15 protein-coding genes are annotated in these 23,538 nt (G+C 39.0%); 9 read left to right on the top strand and 6 right to left on the bottom strand.

Annotation, left to right across the window (positions count from 1 at the left end; translation table 11 throughout):
- Positions 1-18: 18 nt before the first annotated feature.
- The 7 genes from FL972_RS02275 (at position 19) to FL972_RS02245 (ending at position 11,672) form a co-directional block, all read left to right on the top strand.
- On the top strand, positions 19-1,425 hold the full coding sequence (locus tag FL972_RS02275; RefSeq protein ID WP_144603076.1) for a POTRA domain-containing protein: 1,407 nt from the start codon (positions 19-21) through the stop codon (positions 1,423-1,425).
- Positions 1,426-1,788: 363 nt separating this feature from the next.
- A complete protein-coding gene (locus FL972_RS02270) occupies positions 1,789-2,610 on the top strand; it encodes a PorV/PorQ family protein (RefSeq protein ID WP_144603071.1) in 822 nt (273 codons plus the stop codon).
- The gene (locus tag FL972_RS02265) at positions 2,610-4,712 is read left to right on the top strand and encodes a ComEA family DNA-binding protein (RefSeq protein WP_144603067.1); all 2,103 of its coding nucleotides are present in this window, start codon (positions 2,610-2,612) and stop codon (positions 4,710-4,712) included. The genes FL972_RS02270 and FL972_RS02265 overlap by 1 nt, the downstream gene beginning before the upstream one ends.
- Positions 4,713-4,874: 162 nt before the next feature.
- Positions 4,875-7,310 (top strand): zinc-dependent metalloprotease, encoded by a 2,436-nt coding sequence (locus FL972_RS02260; protein ID WP_144603061.1) that lies wholly within the window; start codon positions 4,875-4,877, stop codon positions 7,308-7,310.
- Between the two features lie 264 nt (positions 7,311-7,574).
- On the top strand, positions 7,575-9,614 hold the full coding sequence (locus FL972_RS02255) for a M3 family metallopeptidase (protein WP_144603058.1): 2,040 nt from the start codon (positions 7,575-7,577) through the stop codon (positions 9,612-9,614).
- A gap of 35 nt (positions 9,615-9,649) precedes the next feature.
- Positions 9,650-10,756 (top strand): AI-2E family transporter, encoded by a 1,107-nt coding sequence (locus FL972_RS02250; protein ID WP_144603053.1) that lies wholly within the window; start codon positions 9,650-9,652, stop codon positions 10,754-10,756.
- Complete coding sequence (locus tag FL972_RS02245) at positions 10,719-11,672, top strand: tetratricopeptide repeat protein (protein WP_250161266.1); 954 nt, start codon at positions 10,719-10,721, stop codon at positions 11,670-11,672. Before FL972_RS02250 ends, FL972_RS02245 begins: the two co-directional genes overlap by 38 nt.
- Here the strand turns inward: FL972_RS02245 and FL972_RS02240 are convergent.
- The 5 genes from FL972_RS02240 to FL972_RS02220 all read right to left on the bottom strand — a co-directional run bounded on the left by FL972_RS02240 (position 11,669) and on the right by FL972_RS02220 (position 19,868).
- Positions 11,669-14,566: an ATP-binding protein gene (locus FL972_RS02240; RefSeq protein ID WP_144603049.1), complete on the bottom strand. Its 2,898-nt coding sequence runs from the start codon at positions 14,564-14,566 to the stop codon at positions 11,669-11,671. The two genes, FL972_RS02245 and FL972_RS02240, sit on opposite strands and share 4 nt — an antisense overlap.
- 134 nt (positions 14,567-14,700) lie before the next feature.
- Positions 14,701-15,513 carry a DUF2490 domain-containing protein gene (locus tag FL972_RS02235; RefSeq protein WP_144603045.1) on the bottom strand — a complete coding sequence of 271 codons (813 nt, stop codon included), beginning with the start codon at positions 15,511-15,513 and terminating at the stop codon, positions 14,701-14,703.
- Positions 15,513-16,085 carry a hypothetical protein gene (locus FL972_RS02230; protein WP_144603042.1) on the bottom strand — a complete coding sequence of 191 codons (573 nt, stop codon included), beginning with the start codon at positions 16,083-16,085 and terminating at the stop codon, positions 15,513-15,515. Before FL972_RS02230 ends, FL972_RS02235 begins: the two co-directional genes overlap by 1 nt.
- A gap of 74 nt (positions 16,086-16,159) precedes the next feature.
- Complete coding sequence (locus tag FL972_RS02225; RefSeq protein ID WP_144603039.1) at positions 16,160-18,421, bottom strand: aconitate hydratase; 2,262 nt, start codon at positions 18,419-18,421, stop codon at positions 16,160-16,162.
- 139 nt (positions 18,422-18,560) lie between these two features.
- Positions 18,561-19,868 carry a TIGR00366 family protein gene (locus tag FL972_RS02220; RefSeq protein ID WP_144603035.1) on the bottom strand — a complete coding sequence of 436 codons (1,308 nt, stop codon included), beginning with the start codon at positions 19,866-19,868 and terminating at the stop codon, positions 18,561-18,563.
- Between the two features lie 101 nt (positions 19,869-19,969).
- Between FL972_RS02220 and FL972_RS02215 the strand changes: the two genes are divergently transcribed.
- Positions 19,970-21,727 (top strand): sensor histidine kinase, encoded by a 1,758-nt coding sequence (locus FL972_RS02215; protein WP_144603032.1) that lies wholly within the window; start codon positions 19,970-19,972, stop codon positions 21,725-21,727.
- Here FL972_RS02215 and FL972_RS02210 read toward each other — a convergent pair.
- Entirely contained in the window at positions 21,724-22,746 is a 1,023-nt protein-coding gene (locus FL972_RS02210; protein WP_317129915.1) for an acyl-CoA reductase, read from the bottom strand. The two genes, FL972_RS02215 and FL972_RS02210, sit on opposite strands and share 4 nt — an antisense overlap.
- Positions 22,747-22,868: 122 nt before the next feature.
- Here FL972_RS02210 and FL972_RS02205 point away from each other — a divergent pair, with 122 nt between their 5' ends.
- Positions 22,869-23,216 carry a 4Fe-4S binding protein gene (locus FL972_RS02205; protein ID WP_091649774.1) on the top strand — a complete coding sequence of 116 codons (348 nt, stop codon included), beginning with the start codon at positions 22,869-22,871 and terminating at the stop codon, positions 23,214-23,216.
- The last annotated feature ends 322 nt before the right edge of the window (positions 23,217-23,538 follow it).

The following is a 23,538-nucleotide window of genomic DNA, read 5'->3' as shown; positions in this document are numbered from 1 at the left end:
CTTAGCCTTACATGGCTAATGCTAAAGCCGGATAAAACCTTTGCTCAGGACACCTCTTTGGCACCAATGGTAGAGTATATCAACGGTTATCCCGACTCAGTGAAGGTCAATAATATTTTCATTATTGGAAATGAAAAGACTCAGAAGAATATCATTTTAAGGGAGTTGGACTTTACTACCGACTATTATTATGACTGGAATACTTTTTTGGAAATTATTCAGGCTGACCAAAAGAAAATCTACAATCTCAGACTTTTTACCTCTGTTGAAATTACGCCTTTAATGAGCGGGAATAACGAAGTGGAAGTTCTCATAGCCGTCAAAGAAAGGTGGTATATCCTACCCTCTTTGATTTTTGAGTTGGCGGATAGAAACTTCTCAGAATGGTGGACCAACCAAAACCGGGACTTCTCAAGAGTTAATTTTGGGCTACGTTTATCTCATGCCAATGTAGGAGGAAGAAATGAAAAGCTTCGATTTGCAGGCCAGCTGGGTTTTACCAGAGCATTGGATGTGCTTTACAGCAAACCATATATTGATAAAAAACAAAAGCACGGGATTGCAGCTCAGGTAACATTTTTTGAGCAGAAAACTATTCCACTCAGATCCAGCAACAATAAACAAGTCTTCTTCTCCAATGAGCAAGAAGATGTTTTGAGAAAAAACTTTGGATTAGCCCTTAGATACACCTACAGAAGGACTTTCTACAATTTTCACTTCTTCAATTTGGGTTATAATAATACCAGAATAGATCCCGAGGTTCTTTTACAAAACCCGAATTATTTCCAGCATAACTCTAATTCTCTTAAGTATTTATACGCCACGTACACCTTTAGACATGATAAAAGGGATAATGTAGCTTACGCCACGGATGGGGAATTATTGCAGGTTTCGGCAACCAAATACGGGATTTTTAGAACAGAAAATCTGGACGAGATTGAGGTGAATTTGACCATGAATCGATATTGGAAGCTAAATGAGAAATTTCATTTTGCGAGTGGGTTAACGGCCAACTGGTTTCTCAGTCAATCTCAGCCCTATACTCTGGTTAGGGGTATCGGTTACAACCCTAACTTCATTCGTGGATATGAACTCAATGTAATTGAGGGACAGCAACTCTACGTCCATAAGAATAGCTTTAGATGGAAGTTTATCGATTGGGAATATGATATCTCAAGCGTTGTACCTCTCGAACAATTCAGTACTATTCCTTTTACATTTTATCTCAGTGCCAATTTTGACCATGGATATGTGAAGGATAGAAATAATATCCCTGAAAATGCCTTGTTGACCAATCGCTACCTGTTTGGTTACGGCTTAGGTATAGACATGGTAGGATTTTATGATGCAGTTTTGAGGTTTGAATACTCATTTAACAACAACGGAGGTGCCAATTTCTTTTTAAACTTTAAGGCTCCTTTTTAAAAAATATGGATATCCGCTTTCTTACCAGTATTGACAAAAATACGGATTATTGTCTGCTGAAAGGAACAGAATCCGGAAGCTTCGGTCTTCGGTCATCGGTCTTCCAATCTGTCAAGCAAGGAAAATAAGGCAACTGGCATGATTACGGATAATCAGATTAAAAAAAAGAATTTCCTGATTCAAACGTAAAAGTTAGAATTTTTATAACTAACTTATCATTAGATTTTTCTTTCTCTATCACAGCGTTTTGGGTAAACCATTTTTGAATCCTGGCCTGAAAGAAAGGGGTTTAGCTCACGCTATTAGAAAAGGAAAATAGCTGTCTGAATTCTGGCAGAACTTTTAAACAATAAATTCAATCCTATGAGAAAGGGATTTTTTTTCTTCTTCTTTTTCGGTTCGATTCAACTGACTATTGCGCAAATGGATCCCTTGACCCAGGTGCATGGAGCGAGCAATCAAGCTTTGGGCAACATTCGAGTTCATCATATTAGCGTTTGGTCCATTTTCAACAATGTAGGCGCTCTGGACAGAATTTCAAGTTCAGAAATCCTTGGAGTAGGCTTTGATCACAGATACGGTTTAAAGGAACTCACGACATTAAATCTCGCCGGAGCATTTCGGACCCAAAAAGGCACATTCGGGATTGGGATTAGCCGGTTTGGGGCCAAATTATTCAATCAACAAACATTTAACCTGGGGTATTCCAATACCTTGGGAATTGCCAGTATTGGAATCAAAGCCGAATGGTTTCAAACACAAATTGAGAATTTTGGCTCAGCAGGTAGCTTACTGATTAGTTTGGGCGGAGTGGCAGAACTATCCCCCAACCTATTTTTAGGAGCTCATATCAGCAATATCAATCGGGGAAAAATCAGCCAGGATAGCGAAAGTCGCCTTCCGACAGCGGTTCAAATGGGATTGGAATACAGACCCTTGGAAAGCTTAAATTTATTTCTTGAAGTGGAAAAGGATATTCAAATACAGCCAATTACTAAGGTTGGAATTGCCTATACGCTTCAAGAATTCCTGGTCTTACGTTCAGGAGTAAACACAAACCCCTCACGCTTATTTTTTGGTTTGGGAGTTTTACCCGGCAAAATTCAATTTGATTATTCTTATGGGCAAAATTCTGCCTTAGGAAGTACGCATCACCTTAGTTTGGGGTATCAACTGAGAGACTAATGCGGGCATTTGGATTTTCTATCGTGCTGTTGTCTTTCATTTTGACTAATCCAGTTTATGGACAGGCTCCTCCACGAGCCAATTTCAACTTAGATGAATTGATCGAACGATTATTCCCGGTCCAAGATGACGATTTAGATTATGAGAGTATTTACGAGGTTCTTTTTCAGCTTTACCAAAACCCCATTGATATCAACAAAGCAGATATGGAAACCTTACAGTCCACATTTCTGCTTAACCCTCTTCAAATCAATGAATTTCTCCAATACAGAGCTGAAATGGGGCCATTTTTATCACTTTATGAATTGCAAGCGATTCCGGGATTTGATCAGGCAACCATAGAATCATTGCTTCCTTTTCTGGCCTTGAATCCTTCTATCAAACGGGAAAAATCCTTTTGGAAAAGGGTCTCTGAAGAAGAGCAAGCCTATCTGATTTTCAGAACTCGCAGAGTTTGGGAGACCAGGAGAGGATTTACAGCCCCTGATACCAGCTCAACAGGAAGAATTAGCACTCGCTATTTGGGAGACCCTAATGATATTTATTTACGATGGAGAATTCAGCATCCCAAAGATTTCAGCATGGGGATGACATTGGATAAAGACCCCGGCGAAAAATTCACTTGGGACCCCAAAACCGCCCGATATGGCTTCAATTTTCTGTCTTTTCACTTAACCAGATATCAAGTGGGAAAATGGAAAACCATTTCTCTGGGAGATTTTCAGGCTTCATTTGGACAGGGATTAGTATTTGGTGCCGGATATTCCTTAGGGAAGGGTGCAGAGACTGTGCCTACAGTAAGAAGAAGTTCAGTAGGCATAATCCCTTATACAGCAGCTCTTGAGTTTGGATTTTTCAGGGGAATAGGATCTACCTATACTTATAAGAACTGGGAATTCAGCTTCATTGGATCCTTTGCTCCCAAAGACGGAAGATTGGCAGAATCACTCGACAGTTTAAATCGGGAGGAATTCAGGATCAGTTCTTTCAATCAAAGTGGCCTACATCGCACCCCAAGCGAGCTTTCTACAAAAAATCAATTTAAAGAGCTCAGTTTAGGAGGAAATATCCAATTGAAAGTTCCTAATAAAAGACTGAACTCCGGAGTCAACTTCTTACATACCTCCTTCGATAATGAATGGATAAGAGATCCAAAACCCTACAATCAATTTGAGTTTGCCGGAAAAAGCAATCAAGTTGGAAGCGTCTATCTCAATTACAATTGGAGAAATTTTTTCCTTTTTGGAGAGACTGCCTATTCCAGTTCAGGAGGAAACGGTACGGTCTTAGGGTTTATCAGCAGCCTGAGCAATCGTTTGGACTTTTCTTTTTTATGGAGAAATTACGATCGAAACTTCCACAGCTTTTACGGCAATGCATTTTCCGAAAATACCAGGCCTATCAATGAGCGTGGAACTTATTTAGGCTTGGAATTTCGTCCCAACAAAGTGTGGAAGATCAATGCTTATTATGATTTATTCAAATTTCCCTGGCTGAAATATAGGGTGTATGCACCTTCAGCAGGTCATGAGTGGCTTGCAAGAATTACTTATAGACCCACTCGGACACTTACGGCTTTTATTCAATTCAGGGAGGAACAAAAAGATAGAAATGCATCTGACTCCGGAGAGCCTAATCTCCCTTATCTTGTGCTGCCTATCAAAAGATCGAATGGCATCCTAAGCTTGGAGTATCAACTGAGCAAGGAGGTTTTTATTCGTTCTCGCATACTTTGGTCACAAGTACAGATGGACGGTCTCAAAAGCAAGGGCTTTCTTATTCTTCAGGATTTTAAATGGGATAAAAACAGATGGAAATTTACTGCCCGCTATTCGCTTTTTGACACTGATGATTATGATAGCAGGTTGTTTGCATTTGAAAATAATGTGCTTTGGACTTTTTCAATTCCAGCTTTTTTTGGACAAGGACAGCGAAGTTATTTAGTAAGCGAGTATACCGTAAACTCTCAAATTAGACTGTATTTAAGGATAGCACGAACAAGCTATACTGACCGTGAAAGAATAGGCTCTGGACTCCAAACTATTGAAGGATCCACACTTACCGAAAGTAGTTTTTTGATCCGGTATTTATTTCACAGGTAATTTTCCATCAATGGCTGAAAGAAGCCATCCTTTTTTGATAATTTGAGGGCTAAGTTTGAATCTGTTATAGCCACTTCATTTGGAAGTTTTTAACAATTGGAATCCACTATTGAATCGGTTATCACAGCAGATAATTCAAAGAAAAAAATAAACTCTAATCACGTGAAAAGATTACTGACCACCACCCTAATTCTATTACTCCTTGTTTTTCAAATTCAGGCACAAAATCTTGATTTGGGAAAACTCTCCAAAAAAGACGGTTTTGTCACCTTCTATCTAGATGAAGAAAAAGGCAAAATTTACCTGGAAATAGACAAACTTGATCATGAATTCCTTTATGTAAGTTCTCTTACAGCAGGCGTAGGATCAAACGACCTGGGATTGGATCGCGGTCAGTTGGGAGACACCAGAATCGTAGAATTCAGAAGATCAGGAAATAAGGTTCTCTTGGTTCATAAAAACTATGATTACCGCGCTTATTCAGATAATCCTTATGAGGTCAAATCCATTCAGGATGCATTTGCCGAATCCGTTTTATGGGGATTTGAAATCAGCCAAAAAAATGGAGATAAGCTAATTGTAGATGCTACCTCCTTTTACATGCAGGATACCCATGGAGTGGCAGACAGGCTCAACCAAAGAAGACAGGGAAGCTATAAAGCAGACGCTTCCCGATCTGCATTGTACTTTCCTATGACCAAAAACTTCCCGAAAAACACGGAAGTTGAAGCCCTCATAACCCTTACTGGAAATGCTACTGGAGCCTTGATAAGATCAGTTACTCCTAGTCCAGATGCAGTTACCGTTAGACAAAGACACTCATTTATTGAGTTGCCTGATGATCAATACGAGCCAAGAGAATTTGATCCAAGAGCCGGATTCTTTTCCATCAGCTACATGGATTTCACGACTCCAATTTCAGAGCCTATCGTTAAGCGTTTTATATCCAGACATAGATTAGAAAAGAAAGACCCGACAGCTGCTGTTTCGGAAGCGGTTGAGCCGATTGTATATTATTTGGATCGTGGTACACCTGAGCCTGTGGCATCTGCCTTGATCGAAGGCGGAAATTGGTGGAATCAAGCCTTTGAAGCAGCGGGATTTAAAAATGCCTTTAGAGTAGAATTGGCGCCTGAAGGAATGGACTTGATGGATGTAAGGTACAATGTGATTCAGTGGGTGCATAGATCAACGCGTGGCTGGTCATATGGTAGTAGCGTCAGAGATCCTAGAACAGGCGAAATCATCAAAGGTCATGTTTCTTTGGGTTCACTTCGCGTAAGACAAGACTATTTGATCGCTCAGGGTTTACTTCAGCCCTTTGAAGATGGAAAACCAGCCGATCCAAAAATGCTGGAAATGGCACTTGCAAGATTAAGACAATTATCTGCCCACGAAATTGGACATACTATTGGTTTGGCTCACAGCTACGCGACCTCCGCAGTAGGTAGGGTTTCAGTAATGGATTACCCCTATCCTTTAATTACTCAAAACGCTCAGGGTGAATTGGATCTAAGCAATGCTTACGATGATAAAATCGGAGCTTGGGACAAGTGGGCAATAACCTATGGCTATGGATATCCTTCTCAAGGTCAGACTGAAGAGACATTTTTGAAAAACACCTTGGAAAAAACTTATGCTGAGGGGTACGAATTTATTACTGACTCTGATTCTAGGGACCCAAGTGGAGTCCATCCACGGTCGCATTTATGGGATAATGGCGAGTCTGCTCCCAAAGAATTGTTGCGAATGCTAAGCATCCGTTCCAATAAACTCAAAACCTTTGGTTTAAATGCCATTCCTGATGGTACGCCAGAAGCTTTACTTGAAGAAGTTTTGGTACCTCTTTATCTCATGCACAGATATCAAGTCGAAGCCACCAGCAAGTTGATTGGAGGTTTGGATTACACGTATAAAGTCAAAGGTGATAATCAAAAAAGACATCAGTGGATTACAAAAGATGCTCAGATGGAAGCATTAAATGCATTGCTATATACCATTTCCCCAGATCAGTTGGAAATCCCAGGTGATATCCTTTCTCTAATTCCACCAAGACCCTATGGTTATGGGAAAACTAGAGAAACATTTGTTTCAAGAACTGGACCTGTTTTCGATCCGATAGCTCCAGCTGAAAGCGTTGTAGATTTAACTTTCAGCTTCCTTTTCGAATCCGGCAGAGCTAACCGCATTTACCTACAGGGCTTACAAAGCACTAATCTTCCCGGGTTTTCACAGGTTTTGGATCAAATCTCAGGTCAGGTATTTACAGCAAATTTACCGGCAGGTTTGAAAGGCGAAATCAAACTGATGACAGAATCAAAATTGGTAGATCAGCTTATCTCCTTGGCTAAAAACAAAGAAGTTTCCAACACAGTAAGAGCATTAGTGAGATCAAAATTAGGCACGCTATCCAGTGGGAATGCTAAGCTTACTGCTAGAAGCGGCAGTCCATTATTGGCAGCTCACTCTAAATATCTGGAAGATAAAATTTCAGCATTTCTAGAATTGCCTGAAGAACTCACAATTCAGGAAAGTCTTAAAGTTCCAGACGGAGCACCAATCGGCTCAGATATCATGAGCTGTGATATGGATTATTAAATCTTCCCTAGGGGCTGTCTCGAAAGTGATTATGTCACATTGAGCGAAGTCGAAATGTTGGCCATTTTGGTAGAAACGGCCTTCGACTCTGATCAGACTGACATTAGAACGAATATGAGACAGCCCCTTTTCTTTTTCATTTTTTCTTCTTTCGTTTATCGATCCGGCACAATTAAGTAACTTAGAGTTTGCTTTTAAAAACCTGAGTTTGGAGGAACCAAAGAATCAGGAGACTGTTATTTACCCGAATAAAAATCTGAAAAAATGAGTAACCCACTTTTGAGAGAGTTCAATACTCCATTTGATACAGCACCCTTTGATAAAATTAAAACTGAACACTTTATGCCGGCAATCCAAGAAGGAATCCGTCTGGCTAAAGAGGAAATCGAGTCCATTAAGTCCCAAGCCTTGCCAACTTTTGAAAATACTATCGAGGCACTCGACCTAGCTGGAAAAAAATTGGGGATTATTTCGGGAATTTTCTTTAATCTCAACTCAGCTGAGACCTCGGATGAAATCCAAAAATTGGCAAGAGAAATATCTCCTCTCCTAACTCAGCACAGCAATGATATTCTTTTAGACAAGGATTTATTTTTAAGAGTACAGCAAATTTTCAAACAACAGGATGAACTCAAACTTAGCCCTGAACAAAAAACTTTACTGGAGAAAACATATAAGGCATTTGTACGAAACGGTGCCAATCTATCTGATGAAGATGCAGATAAACTGAGAAAAATTGACCAGGAATTGGCCCAATTATCTCTGCAGTTTGGAGAAAATGTATTGGCAGAAACCAACAAGTTTGTACACTTTGTATCTGAAGAATCTGAAGTAGAGGGACTTCCAGAAAGTATCAAAGAGGCTGCAGCACAGACAGCTGAAGAAAAAGGGAAAGCTGGACAATGGGCATTTACTTTGGACTACCCTTCCTACATCCCTGCCATGACCTATCTGAAAAACAGGGAGTTGAGAAAAAAACTTTTCATCGCATATAATACCAAGTCTTCTAAGGGCGATGAACTTGATAATCAGGAGACGATCAAAAAAATCCTAAATCTCCGTCATCAAAGAGCTCATTTGCTGGGTTATTCTTCACATTCTCATTTTGTATTGGAGGAGCGTATGGCAAAAAGTCCAAAGGCAGTGATGGATTTTTTGGAAAACTTACTGATTCAAGCGAAGCCAAAGGCTGAAGAGGAACTAGAGGAGCTCAGCAAGTTTGCAAATGATCTGGATAGTTTGGAAAGATTGGAAAAATGGGACTTCGCCTATTATTCCGAACTTTTGAAAAAGGAAAAATATGAATTGGACGATGAACTCCTTCGCCCCTATTTCCAGCTGGAAAATGTCATTGATGGAGTTTTTCAAACTGCCGGAAAACTATACGGTCTTAAATTCAAAGCCAATCAGGAAATCCCAGTTTATCATAAAGACGTCACAGCCTACGAGGTTCAAGATCTTCAAGGCAATCATATTTCCGTTTTTTATGCGGATTTCTTCCCAAGACCTGGAAAGAGAAATGGAGCATGGATGACCAGCTACAAAGGTCAATTCAAGTTAGAAGGGAAAGACCAAAGACCTCATGTGTCCATAGTCTGCAATTTCACCAAACCTACTAAGAGTAAGCCCAGCCTTTTAACTTTCAATGAGGTCACTACCCTTTTCCATGAATTTGGACATGCATTGCATGGAATGCTTGCAAATAGTAAGTATGAGTCCTTATCTGGAACCAGTGTGTTTTGGGATTTTGTAGAGCTTCCATCTCAGATTTTCGAAAACTGGTGCTATGAAAAAGAATGTTTGGATTTGTTTGCCAAGCATTATGAAACTGGAGAAAAAATCCCTGAAGATTTGATCGAAAGAATCAAAAAAGCTTCAAACTACCTGCAAGGCTATCAAACCGTAAGACAGATCAGTTTCGGGCTCTTGGATATGGCCTATCATAGTCAGAATCCTTCTCAGATCGAGGATATTTTTGATTTTGAGAAAGAGGTAATGAAAAAAACCGAGTTACTTCCATCTGTTCCAAATACCTTGATGAGCACTGCATTTTCCCACATATTTCAGGGAGGCTATTCATCTGGCTATTACAGTTATAAATGGGCAGAAGTATTGGATGCCGATGCATTTGAGCTATTTCAGGAAAAAGGAGTTTTTGATGAGGAAACGGCTAAATCATTCCAAAAGAATATTTTAGCAGCTGGAGGAACCGAGCATCCTTCAATTTTATACAAAAGATTCAGAGGAAGAGACCCACAGCCGGATGCTTTGATGCGGAGAGCTGGGTTAGTAAAAAAGCAGTAGTTCTTAATTTTATTAAACGGAGAAATACGATTGAAATGAGCATCAAAAAGCTTGAAATTCCGACTTATCTGAGTGCTTTATCCGTGATGGTCTTCATCATCGTATTGACCTTCTTTTTGATTGTCGGAAAAAGCCTTTTGATCCCTCTTTTTCTAGGTGGGTTCTTCGCAATCCTTTTTACTCCTTTCAGCAAATGGATGGAGAGTAAGAAAGTACCGAAAATTCTATCCTCGGTCATCTCTCTATTATGCATGACCTTAATTGTTGGAGGTCTTTTATCATTTATTGTTGGGAATGTGGCCTCATTTACCAGTGACTTCGATGATGTCACGAGTAAAATCAATACCTATGCTCAGCGAATAGACGAGTGGACCCAATCCACTTTTCAAATGGATTATGAGATAAGAAATAAAGCCAATACGGATTATCTCAAAGGATTACTTAAAGAAAATAGCTCTAGCATTTCAGATTTCGCCATGAAAACTGTGGGATCTCTTTCGGGATTGGTTCTTATACCAGTTTTCATGTTCTTTTTTCTGCTGTATAGGCATCATTTGACTCAAATGATGATCATGATCTACCGAGATAGAGACCCCAACTTGGTTAAAATGCGTATCACCAGTCTAAGAAAGGTCATTCTACACTATATCGTCGGAGTGGGAAAAGTTATGATCATCTTGGCTATTCTGAATATTTCGGCCTATTCAGCATTAGGAATCAAACATGCAATTTTCTTCGGAGTCTTAGGAGCATTATTGAATATTATACCCTATGTAGGCCCCTTTTTCGGAGTCCTCCTGCCTGTCATTTATTCCTTTTTGACAAAGGACAGTTTGTTTTATCCGGTTGCCGTGATTGTTTGTTACCAAATTATTCAAATGCTGGAAGGCAACTTTCTTACTCCAAAAATTGTAGGAGGCAACGTTAACCTCAATGCCTTCATCACCTTTTTGGGATTATTAATTGGCGGAACAATTTGGGGAGTAGCTGGTATGATATTGGTTATTCCTGCAATGGCAATCTTGCGCGAAATATTTGATTTGAGCGAAACTACCAAGCCTTTTGCATACCTCATGGGTGAGGAAAAAGAAAAAACACAGAAAAATGAAAAGCCCGAAGCTGACAATGAAAGTTCAGAATAGCATACTAAAATTAATTTTAATCCTTTTTCTAATTGGTTGTGATTCTGATGAAGACAGAAAGGGTCGCTTCCTTTTGAAAGGGAATGAAAAATTGGAAGAAAATGATCCTAAATCAGCTTTAGGATTTTACCAGGAAGCATTGGATATTGATTCCACTTATGCAGATGCCTGGTTTAATAAGGCAGTGGCTCATTTACAATTAAACCAGCTGGAAGAGGCTATTGCAGATTTTTCCCAAGCCATCAGATACAAAAACAATTATGTGGACGCTTACTTCCAAAGAGGACTGAGTTATTTGGATAATGGAGAATTTTACAAAGCCCGAACCGATGCCGAATGGATGACTACAAACAACTCGGATAATTGGCAAGGCTTCTTTTTAAGTGGCTTGGTAGCAGAAAAACTGGAGGATTATGAACTTGCTCTCAATTCTTTTCAACAAGCATTAGAGCTTAATCCTGAAAATTCAGATCTATTAGTCAACCAGGCTACGATTTATTATTACCAAGATGAGTATGCTAAAGCTTCAGAATTATTGGATAAAGCGGAGCAGATAAATCCAAATGAACCTAATCTTCACAATCTAAGGTCTATGATTTCCTTTGATGAAGGAAATTATCAGCTGGCCTTAAATGCTGTAGAAAAAGCGATAAGCCTCAACAATAGAGAAGCCTATTATTATAATAATAAAGGATTATACCTTCTATTCTTAGGAAATAAAGAAGAAGCCTTGGACCTAATCAATCAAAGTCTTCAGATGAATTCTAATAATCCTTTTGCTTTGAGAAATAAGGGGATTTATTATGTAATGACAGGAGATAAAATATCTGCTTTGTCGTATTTGAAAGAATTGTATGAAGATTATCCTGAGATGGATTTACTAGAAGAATACTATCAAAAAGCGCTAGAACTTTAATTTTTCTCAGAAATTACTTCCTTGATTTTCTTTAGGAGTTCAGCTGCGTCGATTGGCTTTGCTACAAACCCGTCGAAGCCACATTCCTCTATTTTCTCCATGATTTCCAGTTTGGCTGCAGCTGTTAAAGCTATTACCGGAGTATCAATATTTTTCTTGATCTCTTGAGTGGCCTCGAAGCCATCCATAACTGGCATTTGGATATCCATCAAAATACAATCGTATTGATGATCTTTTAAAATCTCAACTGCCTGGGCTCCATCTCCTACTCTGTCAAAAGTATATCCCCACTTTTTGATAATTTTCCCTAATACCAAGGCATTGACATCATTATCCTCTGCCATCAACAAATGAAGCTTTGAAAAGTCCTGAGTTGAACCTGTAACAGGCTTCTCCACTTGAACTTCCTGATCAGAAACTTCAAGCTCTAATTCGAAGAAAAAGCGGGAGCCCTTACCAACTTCAGATTCCAAAGCAATGGTACTTCCCATCAGATTTAATAATTTCCTGGTAATAGATAGTCCAAGCCCGGTTCCTCCGTATTTGGTGCTGAAAGTTGGCTTTACTTGATCGAAATCGTTGAAAATCTTCGTTTGATTTTCAGGTGCGATTCCGATTCCCGTATCTTTTACTTCAAAATATACCTTAGCTCTGCCATTCTTTAAATCCTGAAGTTTAATGCTGACATCCACATTTCCTTCATGAGTAAACTTGAGAGCATTGGTTATCAAGTTATTCATGATTTGAGAGAGTCTGGTTTTATCGCCATTTACCCTCATGTCCAAACCTTCACTTAGGTGAAGTTGCAAATCATTTTTACTATCTCTCGCATGGAAAGACAAACCTTTCATCACCTGCTCTACTAAATTCCTCAAATTGAAAGGTGCCTTTTCTATAGTCAGTTTGCCTGCTTCGATTTTTTGGAAATCAAGCAAATCATTGATCATGATGATCAGATTCTCTACAGCAAAATTTATCGTGTTTAAAGCACTCTTTTGGGAGGTATTCGGATTTTCCTGCAATAAGGAATAAACAGATCCTGAAATCGCATTCAATGGAGTTCTCAACTCATGGCTAATCATAGAAAGGAAGTCAGACTTGATTTGACTGGCTTTTTCCGCTGTTCTTCTTGCTTCGTCGAGTTTGGATTCAAATTCTTTTTGTTGGCTGATATCTGTCAAATATCCATACCAAACCATATCTCCATTTTCCAGTGCTTGGGGTCTCGCAGCACCTAATACCCATCGATATCCTTCAGAATCGGAATTGTCTTTCACTCTAAACTGACATTGCCAAGGCTCTCCTTTTCTGGCAGAGGCCACCGAAGTCATGATCACTTGTGGTAAATCATTTGGATGCACTCTGGATATAGCTCCTGAAATATCCTCAAACTTTTCAATTTCAGTCTGAGTAAGTCCTAAAACCGAAGCAATTCCTCTGGAAAGGAATGAGAAGCTCATTTTTCCGTTTTGATCCAAAACTAATTGGTAAAGGCCTCCTGGAACTTGCTCAGTCAAATTCATCAAGAAATCACTGCTTTCCTCAAGAGTCTTCTCCAGTGTCACCTTCTCAGAAATATTTCTAAAAGAAAGCACCACAAAGCTTTCCTCTTTCTCTTGCAAAGACTTAGCTGCTACCTCTAAAGTGAGTTGCTTGCCCAGATTACTGATCAGTAATGTGGAAAATCGTCTGGAACCTTCCTCGTTTGCTGGTGTATCAATCCAGTCTTTCCACTCATCACTCTCTTCAAAAAGTACATTGAGCTCACTTAAATGCTCAAATTTTCGGTTCTCTTCTACTCCCAAAAGTTTTTTCGCCTCTTCATTGCAGAGGTAGATTTCCCCATCCGGTCGAGCTACAAGCATCGGGTCTGGGGAGCTTAAAAGAATATTTTTGAGCAGTTCTCCTGATCTCTCAATATTTTTCTTTTCAGAAAGATCAGATAATACGCCCAACCAAAATCCTGTTCCCTGAATGGCATCGTGGTATTCCGCCACAACCCCCAATTCAGATTCAAGTAATTCGAATTCCAATTTTTTCTCGCTCCTTTTATCGGTCAGTTTCTCTGAAAAGGAATTTTCAAAATTGACTTTTAGATCCTCCTGCTTTTCAAAAATTAGGTTGGCAACCGCATCGTATTCAAATGTAGAGCTCTCGGGATCAAAAGACCATGTAGCTACTCTAGCTAATTCCGAACCTTTTTTTCTAAGCTGATTGAGTCTTTTTGTTTTTACAGATTCACTGTAAAACTCAGTTTTATCCCTCCCTATTAAATAAAAATATTCAGCCGTAAACTGGACTGAAAACTCTAAATACTTATATGAACCATCTTTACATTTTACCCGTGATTCAAAGAAACCAAGTTCATCCTGCTTTCGCTTACTCTTCCAAAATGATCTGATTTTTTCTAAATCCTCTTCATGCAAATAGGGACATAGACTGGTATTCATCAATTCGGCTGGATCATATCCCAGAATTGGTTTAACTGCAGCATTAAGATAAGTCAGGAAATCATGCTGCCCGATAGCGATTAGATCTAGACCATTTTTAAAAAACTGCTGAATTTCCCGCTTTCCCGGCAGCCCATGAGTTTTAACTTCTTTTCCCTTATAAAATAAAAAGTAATTAGAAGAACTTTCTTGCGGGAGCTCTAGGCGAAAAGAATAATCCTTATCACCATGGGTAAGAATCAGTTCCTCCTTAAAAATGTATGCATTGATATCTAATCCTAAGCCTACAAGATTTCTTTCTTTGAGACTTTCTCCAATAAATTCCTCGAAGGATTCATTGGCATAAAAGATATTGTACGGATAGGTATCATCAGCCAAAAACACCATTTCCGAAGACTCGTAAATGATCTTTTTAAAAGTACTGTTGATACCCCTTTCCTGCATTTGTTTAGGTTTTTGATTGAATTGAAGTCCTACTTTTTTATTCCTAGAATCATCCAATTCATATTCATAGGGTAAACATACAGCAATTTGTATTTCATAGCAAGTATTTTACTTTTCAAACCCAAAAAAATGTTTTAAAAATTATAGAAATAGCCAATTTTTGCCCATAAGCGGGTTCTGAAGCCTTCTTGGAAAAATCCATCTGTTCTATAATCGATACTATATTCAAGTTTTTGCTCTTCATTGATCAATTTCCCTAGGGTAAACACAAGCCTGTTTTCCAATTCAAACTCCCCATCCTGCAAGCTAAAAATAGGTTCATTGGAGAGTACCAAATAATTTTCGCCCGGATCTAGGGTTTTTCCATCGAGAGGGATGTCCAATGCCACTCTATATCTCAACCTCCACTCTAAAGACTCTCCTCGTGTAGCAGTTTGATCCGTCCGAATTCTGTGAGCTATTCTCAAAGATCTTAAACGTTGGAGAAAAGCCATTTGCTGAATAACCCTATTAGCGTTGGCCCCGTCCTGAATTCTATGAAAAGCACCGATGGCCAAATTGATCACAGGACTTGCTTGCCAACTATAAAAAACCATCAAATCAGTCCGGTAATGTCTTACATCCCATTGCTCCCCTTCTCTAGCTGTGTTTCTAAAGAAGGTTTCCTGATTCTCAACCTTAAAATTGACCTTCTTCCCATTCGAAAGACTTTTAGTAACCGCAGCCTCCGGAAAGAATCCAAAGAAAAAAACCTGCTCCTGAGCAAATAGTTTTCCTAAAAACGAAAAAAACAAGAATAAAACGAGGATATACTTTTTGATACTTGAATTCAAACCCAAACTTTGTCTTGCTCTCTCCTTTTCAGAAAATTGCAAAAGAAAAGTCCATTTTTTTTCTATTCTTGATAAGGAGGATTTAGAATTCGTCTCAGTTTTTTCCACTTTCATCAAAAAATCAGGTTATCCATTATTCTCACTATTACGACCCGCTTGGATATAAATTTCCCCTGAGCGTCAAAGGTGGCTTCCCATATTTCTTCATCACCATCTTTTTCCTTACCTATATATTCTATCTCATATTGCTCCAAAATATTCTCCACTTCGTTCTCATCAAAAAAATCCTCCAAATCATCTGGCTCACCTGAATACTGCCTTTGGATTTTTATCAATTTGAAATCACTATAAGTTTCTTCCCAATAAGCAGTAAGATTTTTTTGAACCTCTGGTTGAATTTCGTCCAAAGGTATTTCAATTTCCACATCCTGAATGATTCCCAAAGAATCAAATTCCACACTGAAATACCTTCCATCCTTGAAGAATTTGGCTTCAAAGGAATATCCTGACTCAAAAAATTCCTGATACCATTTTGGCTTTTTTATTTCTTCGAATGCATCATATAGCCATTCAATTGCAGCTTTGGGCACTTCTTTTTCGTCAACTCTTTTTTCCCTTTCTATTTTTTCCTGAGAAAAACATAGAACAGGAATCAAACAAACTAAGACTAAAATTAGCTTTCTCATATATTGCATGTCCAAAAATAAAAAAAACCGTGGTCTTATAAACCACGGTTTCTATCATTAGGATTGAAGTAAAATTATAAACCTGCTTTGATTAAGTTCAATGCAGAACCTGCTTTGAACCATTCAATCTGTCCTTCATTATAGGTATGATTTACTTCAATTGTGTCAGAAGAACCATCAGCATGGTGTAAAACAACCTGAAGAGACTTTCCTGGAGCGAATGATTCCAATCCAAGAATATCAATAGAATCATCCTCCAATACTTTATCATAATCGGCAGCATTCGCAAAAGTCAATGCCAACATACCTTGCTTTTTCAAGTTGGTTTCGTGGATTCTGGCAAAGGACTTTACCAAAATAGCTCTCACTCCCAAGAATCTTGGCTCCATTGCAGCATGCTCTCTTGAAGAACCCTCTCCGTAGTTTTCGTCTCCTACTACGACAGTTCCGATTCCATGCTGCTTATAATGTCTTTGAGTTGCAGGAACTTCTCCATATTCCCCAGTCAATTGATTTTTTACCTTGTTGGTAGAATCATTGAAAGCATTTACTGCACCAATCAACATGTTATTGGAAATATTGTCCAAGTGGCCTCTGAATCTCAACCAAGGACCTGCCATGGAAATATGGTCAGTAGTACATTTTCCTTTTGCCTTGATCAAAAGCTTCAAGCCTTTCAGGTCAGTACCTTCCCAAGCTGGGAAAGATTCCAAAAGTTGCAATCTTTCTGAAGTTGGGGAAACAATTACATCTACTTTGGATCCATCTTCTGCAGGAGCTTGGTAGCCTGCATCTTCTACCGCAAAGCCTTTGGTTGGCAATTCCAATCCTTTAGGCTCATCCAGTTTCACTGATTTTCCTTCCTCATTAACCAAAGTGTCAGTCAGTGGATTGAAAGTCAAATCACCGGCAATTGCCAAGGCTGTAACGATTTCAGGAGAAGCCACAAATGCGTGAGTATTTGGATTTCCGTCAGCTCGCTTCGCAAAGTTTCTGTTGAAAGAAGTGATAATGGAGTTTTTCTCCTGCTTTTCAGCACCGTGTCTTGCCCACTGTCCGATGCACGGACCACAAGCATTTGCCAAAACTACTCCTCCCATTTTCCCAAAAGTATCCAAGAAACCATCTCTGTCAACGGTGTATCTTACCTGCTCAGAGCCTGGTGTGATTGTGTATTCAGATTTGGCAACCAACTTCTTGTCCACAGCTTGCTGTGCCAATGAAGCAGCACGGGAAATATCTTCATAAGAAGAGTTGGTACAAGAACCGATCAAGCCAACCTCCAATTTTGCTGGCCAACCGTTTTCCTTAACTGCAGCTGCAAATTTGGAAATAGGCCAAGCCAAGTCCGGAGTGAATGGTCCATTCACATGTGGCTCCAATTCAGAAAGGTTGATTTCAATCACCTGATCGAAGTACTGCTCAGGATTTGCATATACCTCGTCATCTCCTGTTAAGTGAGCTGCAATGCCATTAGCCAACTCAGCGATATCAGCTCTGCCAGTTCCCTGAAGGTAAGCAGCAGACTTTTCGTCATAACCGAAAATAGAAGTGGTAGCACCAATCTCAGCTCCCATGTTACAGATCGTTCCTTTACCTGTAGCAGAAAGAGATCTAGCACCTTCACCGAAATATTCTACAATTGCTCCGGTTCCACCTTTTACAGTTAGAATACCAGCAACTTTCAAAATAACATCTTTAGCTGAAGTCCATCCAGACATTTTCCCGGTTAACTTCACACCGATCAGCTTTGGAAACTTTAGTTCCCAAGGCAAGCCTGCCATTACATCACAAGCATCCGCTCCACCTACACCGATGGCAACCATTCCCAAACCACCTGCATTTGGAGTATGAGAATCTGTTCCAATCATCATTCCACCAGGAAAAGCATAATTCTCCAATACTACTTGGTGAATAATTCCAGCTCCCGGTTTCCAGAATCCAATTCCGTACTTATTGGAAACTGACGCTAAAAAGTCGTAAACCTCTCGGTTTTTATCTTTTGCTTTATTCAAATCTTTTTCCGCACCAACTTCTGCCTGGATCAAGTGATCACAGTGAACAGTAGATGGAACAGCCACCTGATCTCTTCCGGCTTGCATGAATTGCAAAAGTGCCATCTGAGCGGTAGCATCTTGCATGGCAACACGATCCGGCTTAAAATCCACGTAGGATTTTCCTCTTTCGTATGCCTGTGAAGGAGTACCCTCACTTAAGTGTGAATACAAAATCTTCTCTGTCAGGGTAAGTGGCCTACCAACTGCCTCACGGGCAGCAGCTATTCTTTCAGGATAGCGGGCATACACTTCCTTGATCATTTCAATATCAAAAGCCATTGTATTGGATTTAGGTGTGTAAAAGGTTCAAAATTTTCGGTGCAAATATAGGAACTTCAAGCTGAAAAAGATAACCAGACAAAACCTCAAAACAGGGGTTCATCCTTATTTAAAACCATTTTAGACTAGAGCAGCTTCTTTAGAAGAAAAAGTAGACAGAAAAGGCCAAAAAGAGCGTTCCCATCAAAAACAGCCAAGAGGTATACCTGAGTAAATCTCTGGCATTTAAACCAGTAATCGCCAAAAGCGGTAAAGCCCAAAATGGTTGTAAGAGATTACTGATTTGATCTCCGTAAGAAAAAACCATGATCAATTTTCCAGAATCTAATCCCAAGGACTTACCAACCTCCATGATTACAGGTCCCTGAACCGCCCACTGACCTCCTCCAGATGGCACCAATAAATTAACAATCGCAGCAGAGAATAAAGTCAATACTGGAAAAAAGGCCTGGCTGGTCGTTTCCAGAAAGAAAAGTGAAACTGATTCCAGTAATCCAGAATAAGTTACCAAACCCAAAATCCCCGCATAAAATGGAAACTGAATGAAAATATCTACCGAACTCTTGATTCCCTCCGTTGTTGCTTCGGTAAAGCTTTGAAGATTTTTATACAGGAATAGTGTAATCCCAAAAAGGAGAAAATTCACCAAGTTTAAATTAAGAAAACCCAGTCCCAAAGCATCCAATTTTAAAAATTGTAAGCCGAAAACAAGAAGAATCACCAGCCCTGTCCACCTAGCCAAATTCCCAATTTCACCTTGAGGAATTGGTCTGAGTGGATGGCTATAAGTGGGTTTATGATAAGGATAATCTTTGCGGGAAAGAAAAATCAAGGTTACTAAGAAAACCAAGATTAATCCACCTGTCATTGTCACATTGAAACTGGTAAAAAGTGTTTCTGATACTGAAACAGTACCAATTTGACTGGCTAAAAAATGTCCCTCTTCAGCGACTTTTAAGGGTGCGGAAGCTGAAAGCCCTCCATGCCAAACTGCCATTCCCAAATATCCGGAAGCTCCTAATAATGCAGGATTGATTTTAACCCCTTTTTCCTCCATGGCCAAGTAAACAAACCTTGCCAGTAATGCCCCTATGATCAATCCAAAACCCCAGTTTAAAAGTCCCGCCACCATGGTGATAGAGGCAGTAAACAAGATTGCAGATAGAGGGCTGGAAGGGATTTTCGAAATCTTTCTTAAATAAGCATGGATAGGTTTAAAAATAGCTATGGCATAGCCAAAAACTAAAATCATCATCATCTGCATGGTAAAATCCAATAAACTGAAAAAGCCATCTTTCCAGAAATTCAGTGATTGCTTGAGGCTTTCACCGACAGATTGCCCCTCTCCCATCAAATTGAAAACAGCCATTAAGAAGCAGAAAAGGCTTAAGGCCAAAACAATGCTAAACGGAGAAAGAATTGAGGCTTGATTTTTTTCTGATTTCAAAGATTTTGAGTTTATTAGTTAGACCTTTAAAGTAGCATCTTTTGAGTAATCACCCAAAAATTCAAAATACTGCTACCTCAATTCGCTGAATGCAAAAATAAATGGAATTTATCCACAACGCATTTTCAACTTCCCTGATTATATCCAGTCTTCTGGTGGGTGGACTGTCATTATACATCGCTTTTAAATTGAGCGATTCAACCAGATGGATGGCTCTGACCATGTTTTTGATGACTATCTGGGGATTTTTTTATGGATTAGAGTTAGCTAGCACTAGTTTAGATCAAATGATCAAGCTGATTTATCTGGAATACATTGGAATTTCATTTACCCCAGCAGCTTGGTTAGTTTTTTCCATGATTTACACGGGATACAAAAAATGGTCGAAACCCGCTGTTCTAGTTTCTGTTTTTTTGATTCCCATTACAACATATTTGATGGTTTTAACCAATGATTACCATCATCTCCACTATAGCTCAGTTGGCATTTCCAATTCAGGCCCATTTCCCCTTTTGGATATAGAGTTTGGCCCTTGGTATTATATCCATACTATATATTCCTATATAGCATTTCTATTAGGCACTTTGATTTTGTGGAGCAGGTTCAAAAATGCAGATCCTCTCTATCAAACTCAAAGTATATTTCTGATTGCCTCAGGTTTCTTTCCCTTGATTTTTAATCTCTTCTATCAAGTTGGAATCATTAAGCCATTTTCGGAAATAGACCTTACACCCTATGCCTTTCTGCTCACTTATTTGATTTTAGGTTTCGCCATCATCAGGTACAGGCTTTTCAGCCTTAAGCCTGTGGCACAAAATCGGATCATGGAGTCCTTAACAGTAGGAGTTTTGGTTTTTGACAGCAATGAAAAGCTGATCGATTTCAATCCTGCAGCTAAGCAGTTTTGCTTCCAAGAAAACCAAATAAAAATTGGAGTTCCGGCTGCTACATTATTTAATGAGAGAAAAGAAATTTATAAAATTCTTCAAGATGCAGAAGAAACTATACTATTGATCAACACCGAAAAGAATGGAAAAGAGGTAAACATTCGAGTGAAATCCATTCCTATGCTTGATAAGACTTCAGGCTTTTATGGAGTCATCATACTTTTAGACGATCAGACCGAGCAAATAAAAGTAAACAATCAGCTGAGGCAACAGGCCAATGATTTGATTCAGCTGAATGAGCTAAAAGACAAATTTTTCAGTATTATTTCACATGATTTGAAAGGCCCAATTTTCGGTGTGAAGGAGTTAATCCACATGACCCAAAGTAATATTATCAGTAAGGAAGAATTTTTAACTATGCTTCCTGAAGTTTCCAAAAACATGGAGCAAGTAGCCATTCTTTTGGAAAACTTATTGGCATGGGCAAGCAGCCAATTGAGAGGGGAACATATTCAGATCCAAACTTTTAATATAGTCACCTTACTTACACAGCAGCAAAAATTATTGGATAGAATAGCTCAGGAGAAAAAAATTGAAATCATACTTGAAAGTGAAGACAGCATCGAGATTTTGGCGGACCGAAATATGATTGATTTGGTGTTGAGAAATTTGATCAACAATGCCGTAAAATTCTCCTCAGCCGGTGGCAAAATAAAACTGACCGCAAAAAGACTATCCAAAGAGGTCAAAGTCTGTATAAAAGATTCTGGAGTAGGTATTTCAAATGAAAACCTGAAAAAAATCAGAGAGGGAATTTCATTTACGACCAGAGGTCTGAATAATGAAAGCGGAACTGGCCTTGGTTTGGTTTTGGTGAGAGAATATGTTAAAAAGAACAATGGTAAACTTGAGGTAGATTCTATTTTAGGAGAAGGAACTACCTTCTGCCTTTATCTTCCTCTCAGCAATTAATCTTCCAAGTTTGTTAAAAACTCTAAGGTATCCACTCCATCTGCATAATCCCAAAGTTCTGGCATTTGAGCTTGGCCAAAAGGGACGCTTGCAATTCCATGATCAATATTCCCCACCACGCACTGGATTTTAGAACTGAGGCTATCTATTTTTCCAGTTAAAGCTTCCTTGGATGAATACAATTCATAATAGAGAACAGCTATTGGAGAAACGAGATCTTGGCTTTCCTTCAGGATCAAAAAACCATTATCCAAATGCGAATCTTGATTAACGAGGTAAATGGACTTGTTGTAATCGTAATTATTCAAGTATTTATGATGCTCTGCCTTTTCAGCGAAAATCTGAAGTTCTTTCAATAATTGCTGCAATTGCTCTTCATTTCTGATGAAAATTTTCGAGACATTTCTACATCCCAAACCATAATAGCTAAAAATATCTTTGCCTAAGTTGACTAAGTCATCCCGATTTTCATCCCCTTCCAAGATGGCTACCGAAGTTCTGTTTTGCCGAATAACTGATGGATATTTTCCGAAATAGTAGTTGAAATATCTGGCGGAATTATCTGAACCTGTAGCGATGTAGGCGTCTTTGTTCTTCAACATATCACTGAATTCAATCAGATTTTCGAATTCAGGTTCGAGTTGGATCAATTGCTGCAAAAGCCACTTCATAAGGACTTCATCTGCAGAACTTAATTTTGCACTGAGTTTATTTCCGGAAAGAAGAACCGCCATGGCATCATGAAAACCTACCGCCGGGATATTACCAGCCATCAGGACTCCCACGTCTTTTGGAGACGAATATTGAGGGAATTCGTACTTGGAAACCCATGCTCGTAACTTGGACTCTTGTAGCATAAATGCCAACCCATTCAGCGCCTGCTCGCAACTTTCAGCAGTAAACCAGTTGTTTCGATTTTCTGATCTTCTGAATAAATCTTCTTTTTGATTTGGTGCTAGGTTTGAAAGTAATGTTCCGAGAGAAGCAAAAGCCTTGATTCTTTTTTCCAATTCCATCATGCCCGCAAATTTACCAGAAACCCTTAGAACAAAATAAGAATTATTTTAAATTAGTTAGTATGACAACTTTTTATTGTGGGTCTGTGTTAAGCTTATTACTTTTGGAACAAATAGAGTGAGTTATGGCAATAATGATAACAGACGAATGCATCAATTGCGGTGCATGCGAACCAGAATGTCCGAATACAGCAATCTACGAAGGTGGTGTAGAATGGACTTGGGGAGGCGGAACAAGCCTTAAAGAAGTAACATTAGAAGACGGAACAGTTGTAGATGCGAATGAAAAGCAGGAGCCTGTTTCTGATGAATTCTATTACATCGTCACTGCAAAATGTACGGAGTGTAATGGTTTTCACGAAGAGCCACAATGTGCTGCAGTATGTCCAGTGGACTGCTGCGTAGATGATCCAGATCATCGGGAAACAGAAGAAGAGCTACTTGCTAAAAAAGCAATGATGCATGGAGAATAAAAAAGGCGTATCAACGCCTTTTTTTGTTTTCTGACTGATTTTTGATCCTGAACTTCATTTCCCCTAATCCATTTTTTGAGAGATAATTTGGTTTAATACCTTTTTGATTGAATGGTTTATCTCGCTGAAGGCATTTCTTAATTTATCTTGAAAAATATCTTCTCTATTGAAACTCAAAAACTTTGTCGGGAATATATATTTTGCCGAAGGCGTATTTCTAACTATTTCTACAGTATTTCTTTATCCATTTCGTCACAGGCATATTTCTATTTATTTCAATTGTATTTCTACTTAAATCCCCCTACCCCCTTTGATAAAGGAG

The sequence above is a fragment of the Algoriphagus algorifonticola genome (assembly GCF_007655305.1).
In the GTDB taxonomy this organism is placed as follows: Bacteria; Bacteroidota; Bacteroidia; order Cytophagales; family Cyclobacteriaceae; genus Algoriphagus; species Algoriphagus algorifonticola.
This window is presented reverse-complemented; position numbering and strand designations above follow the sequence as displayed.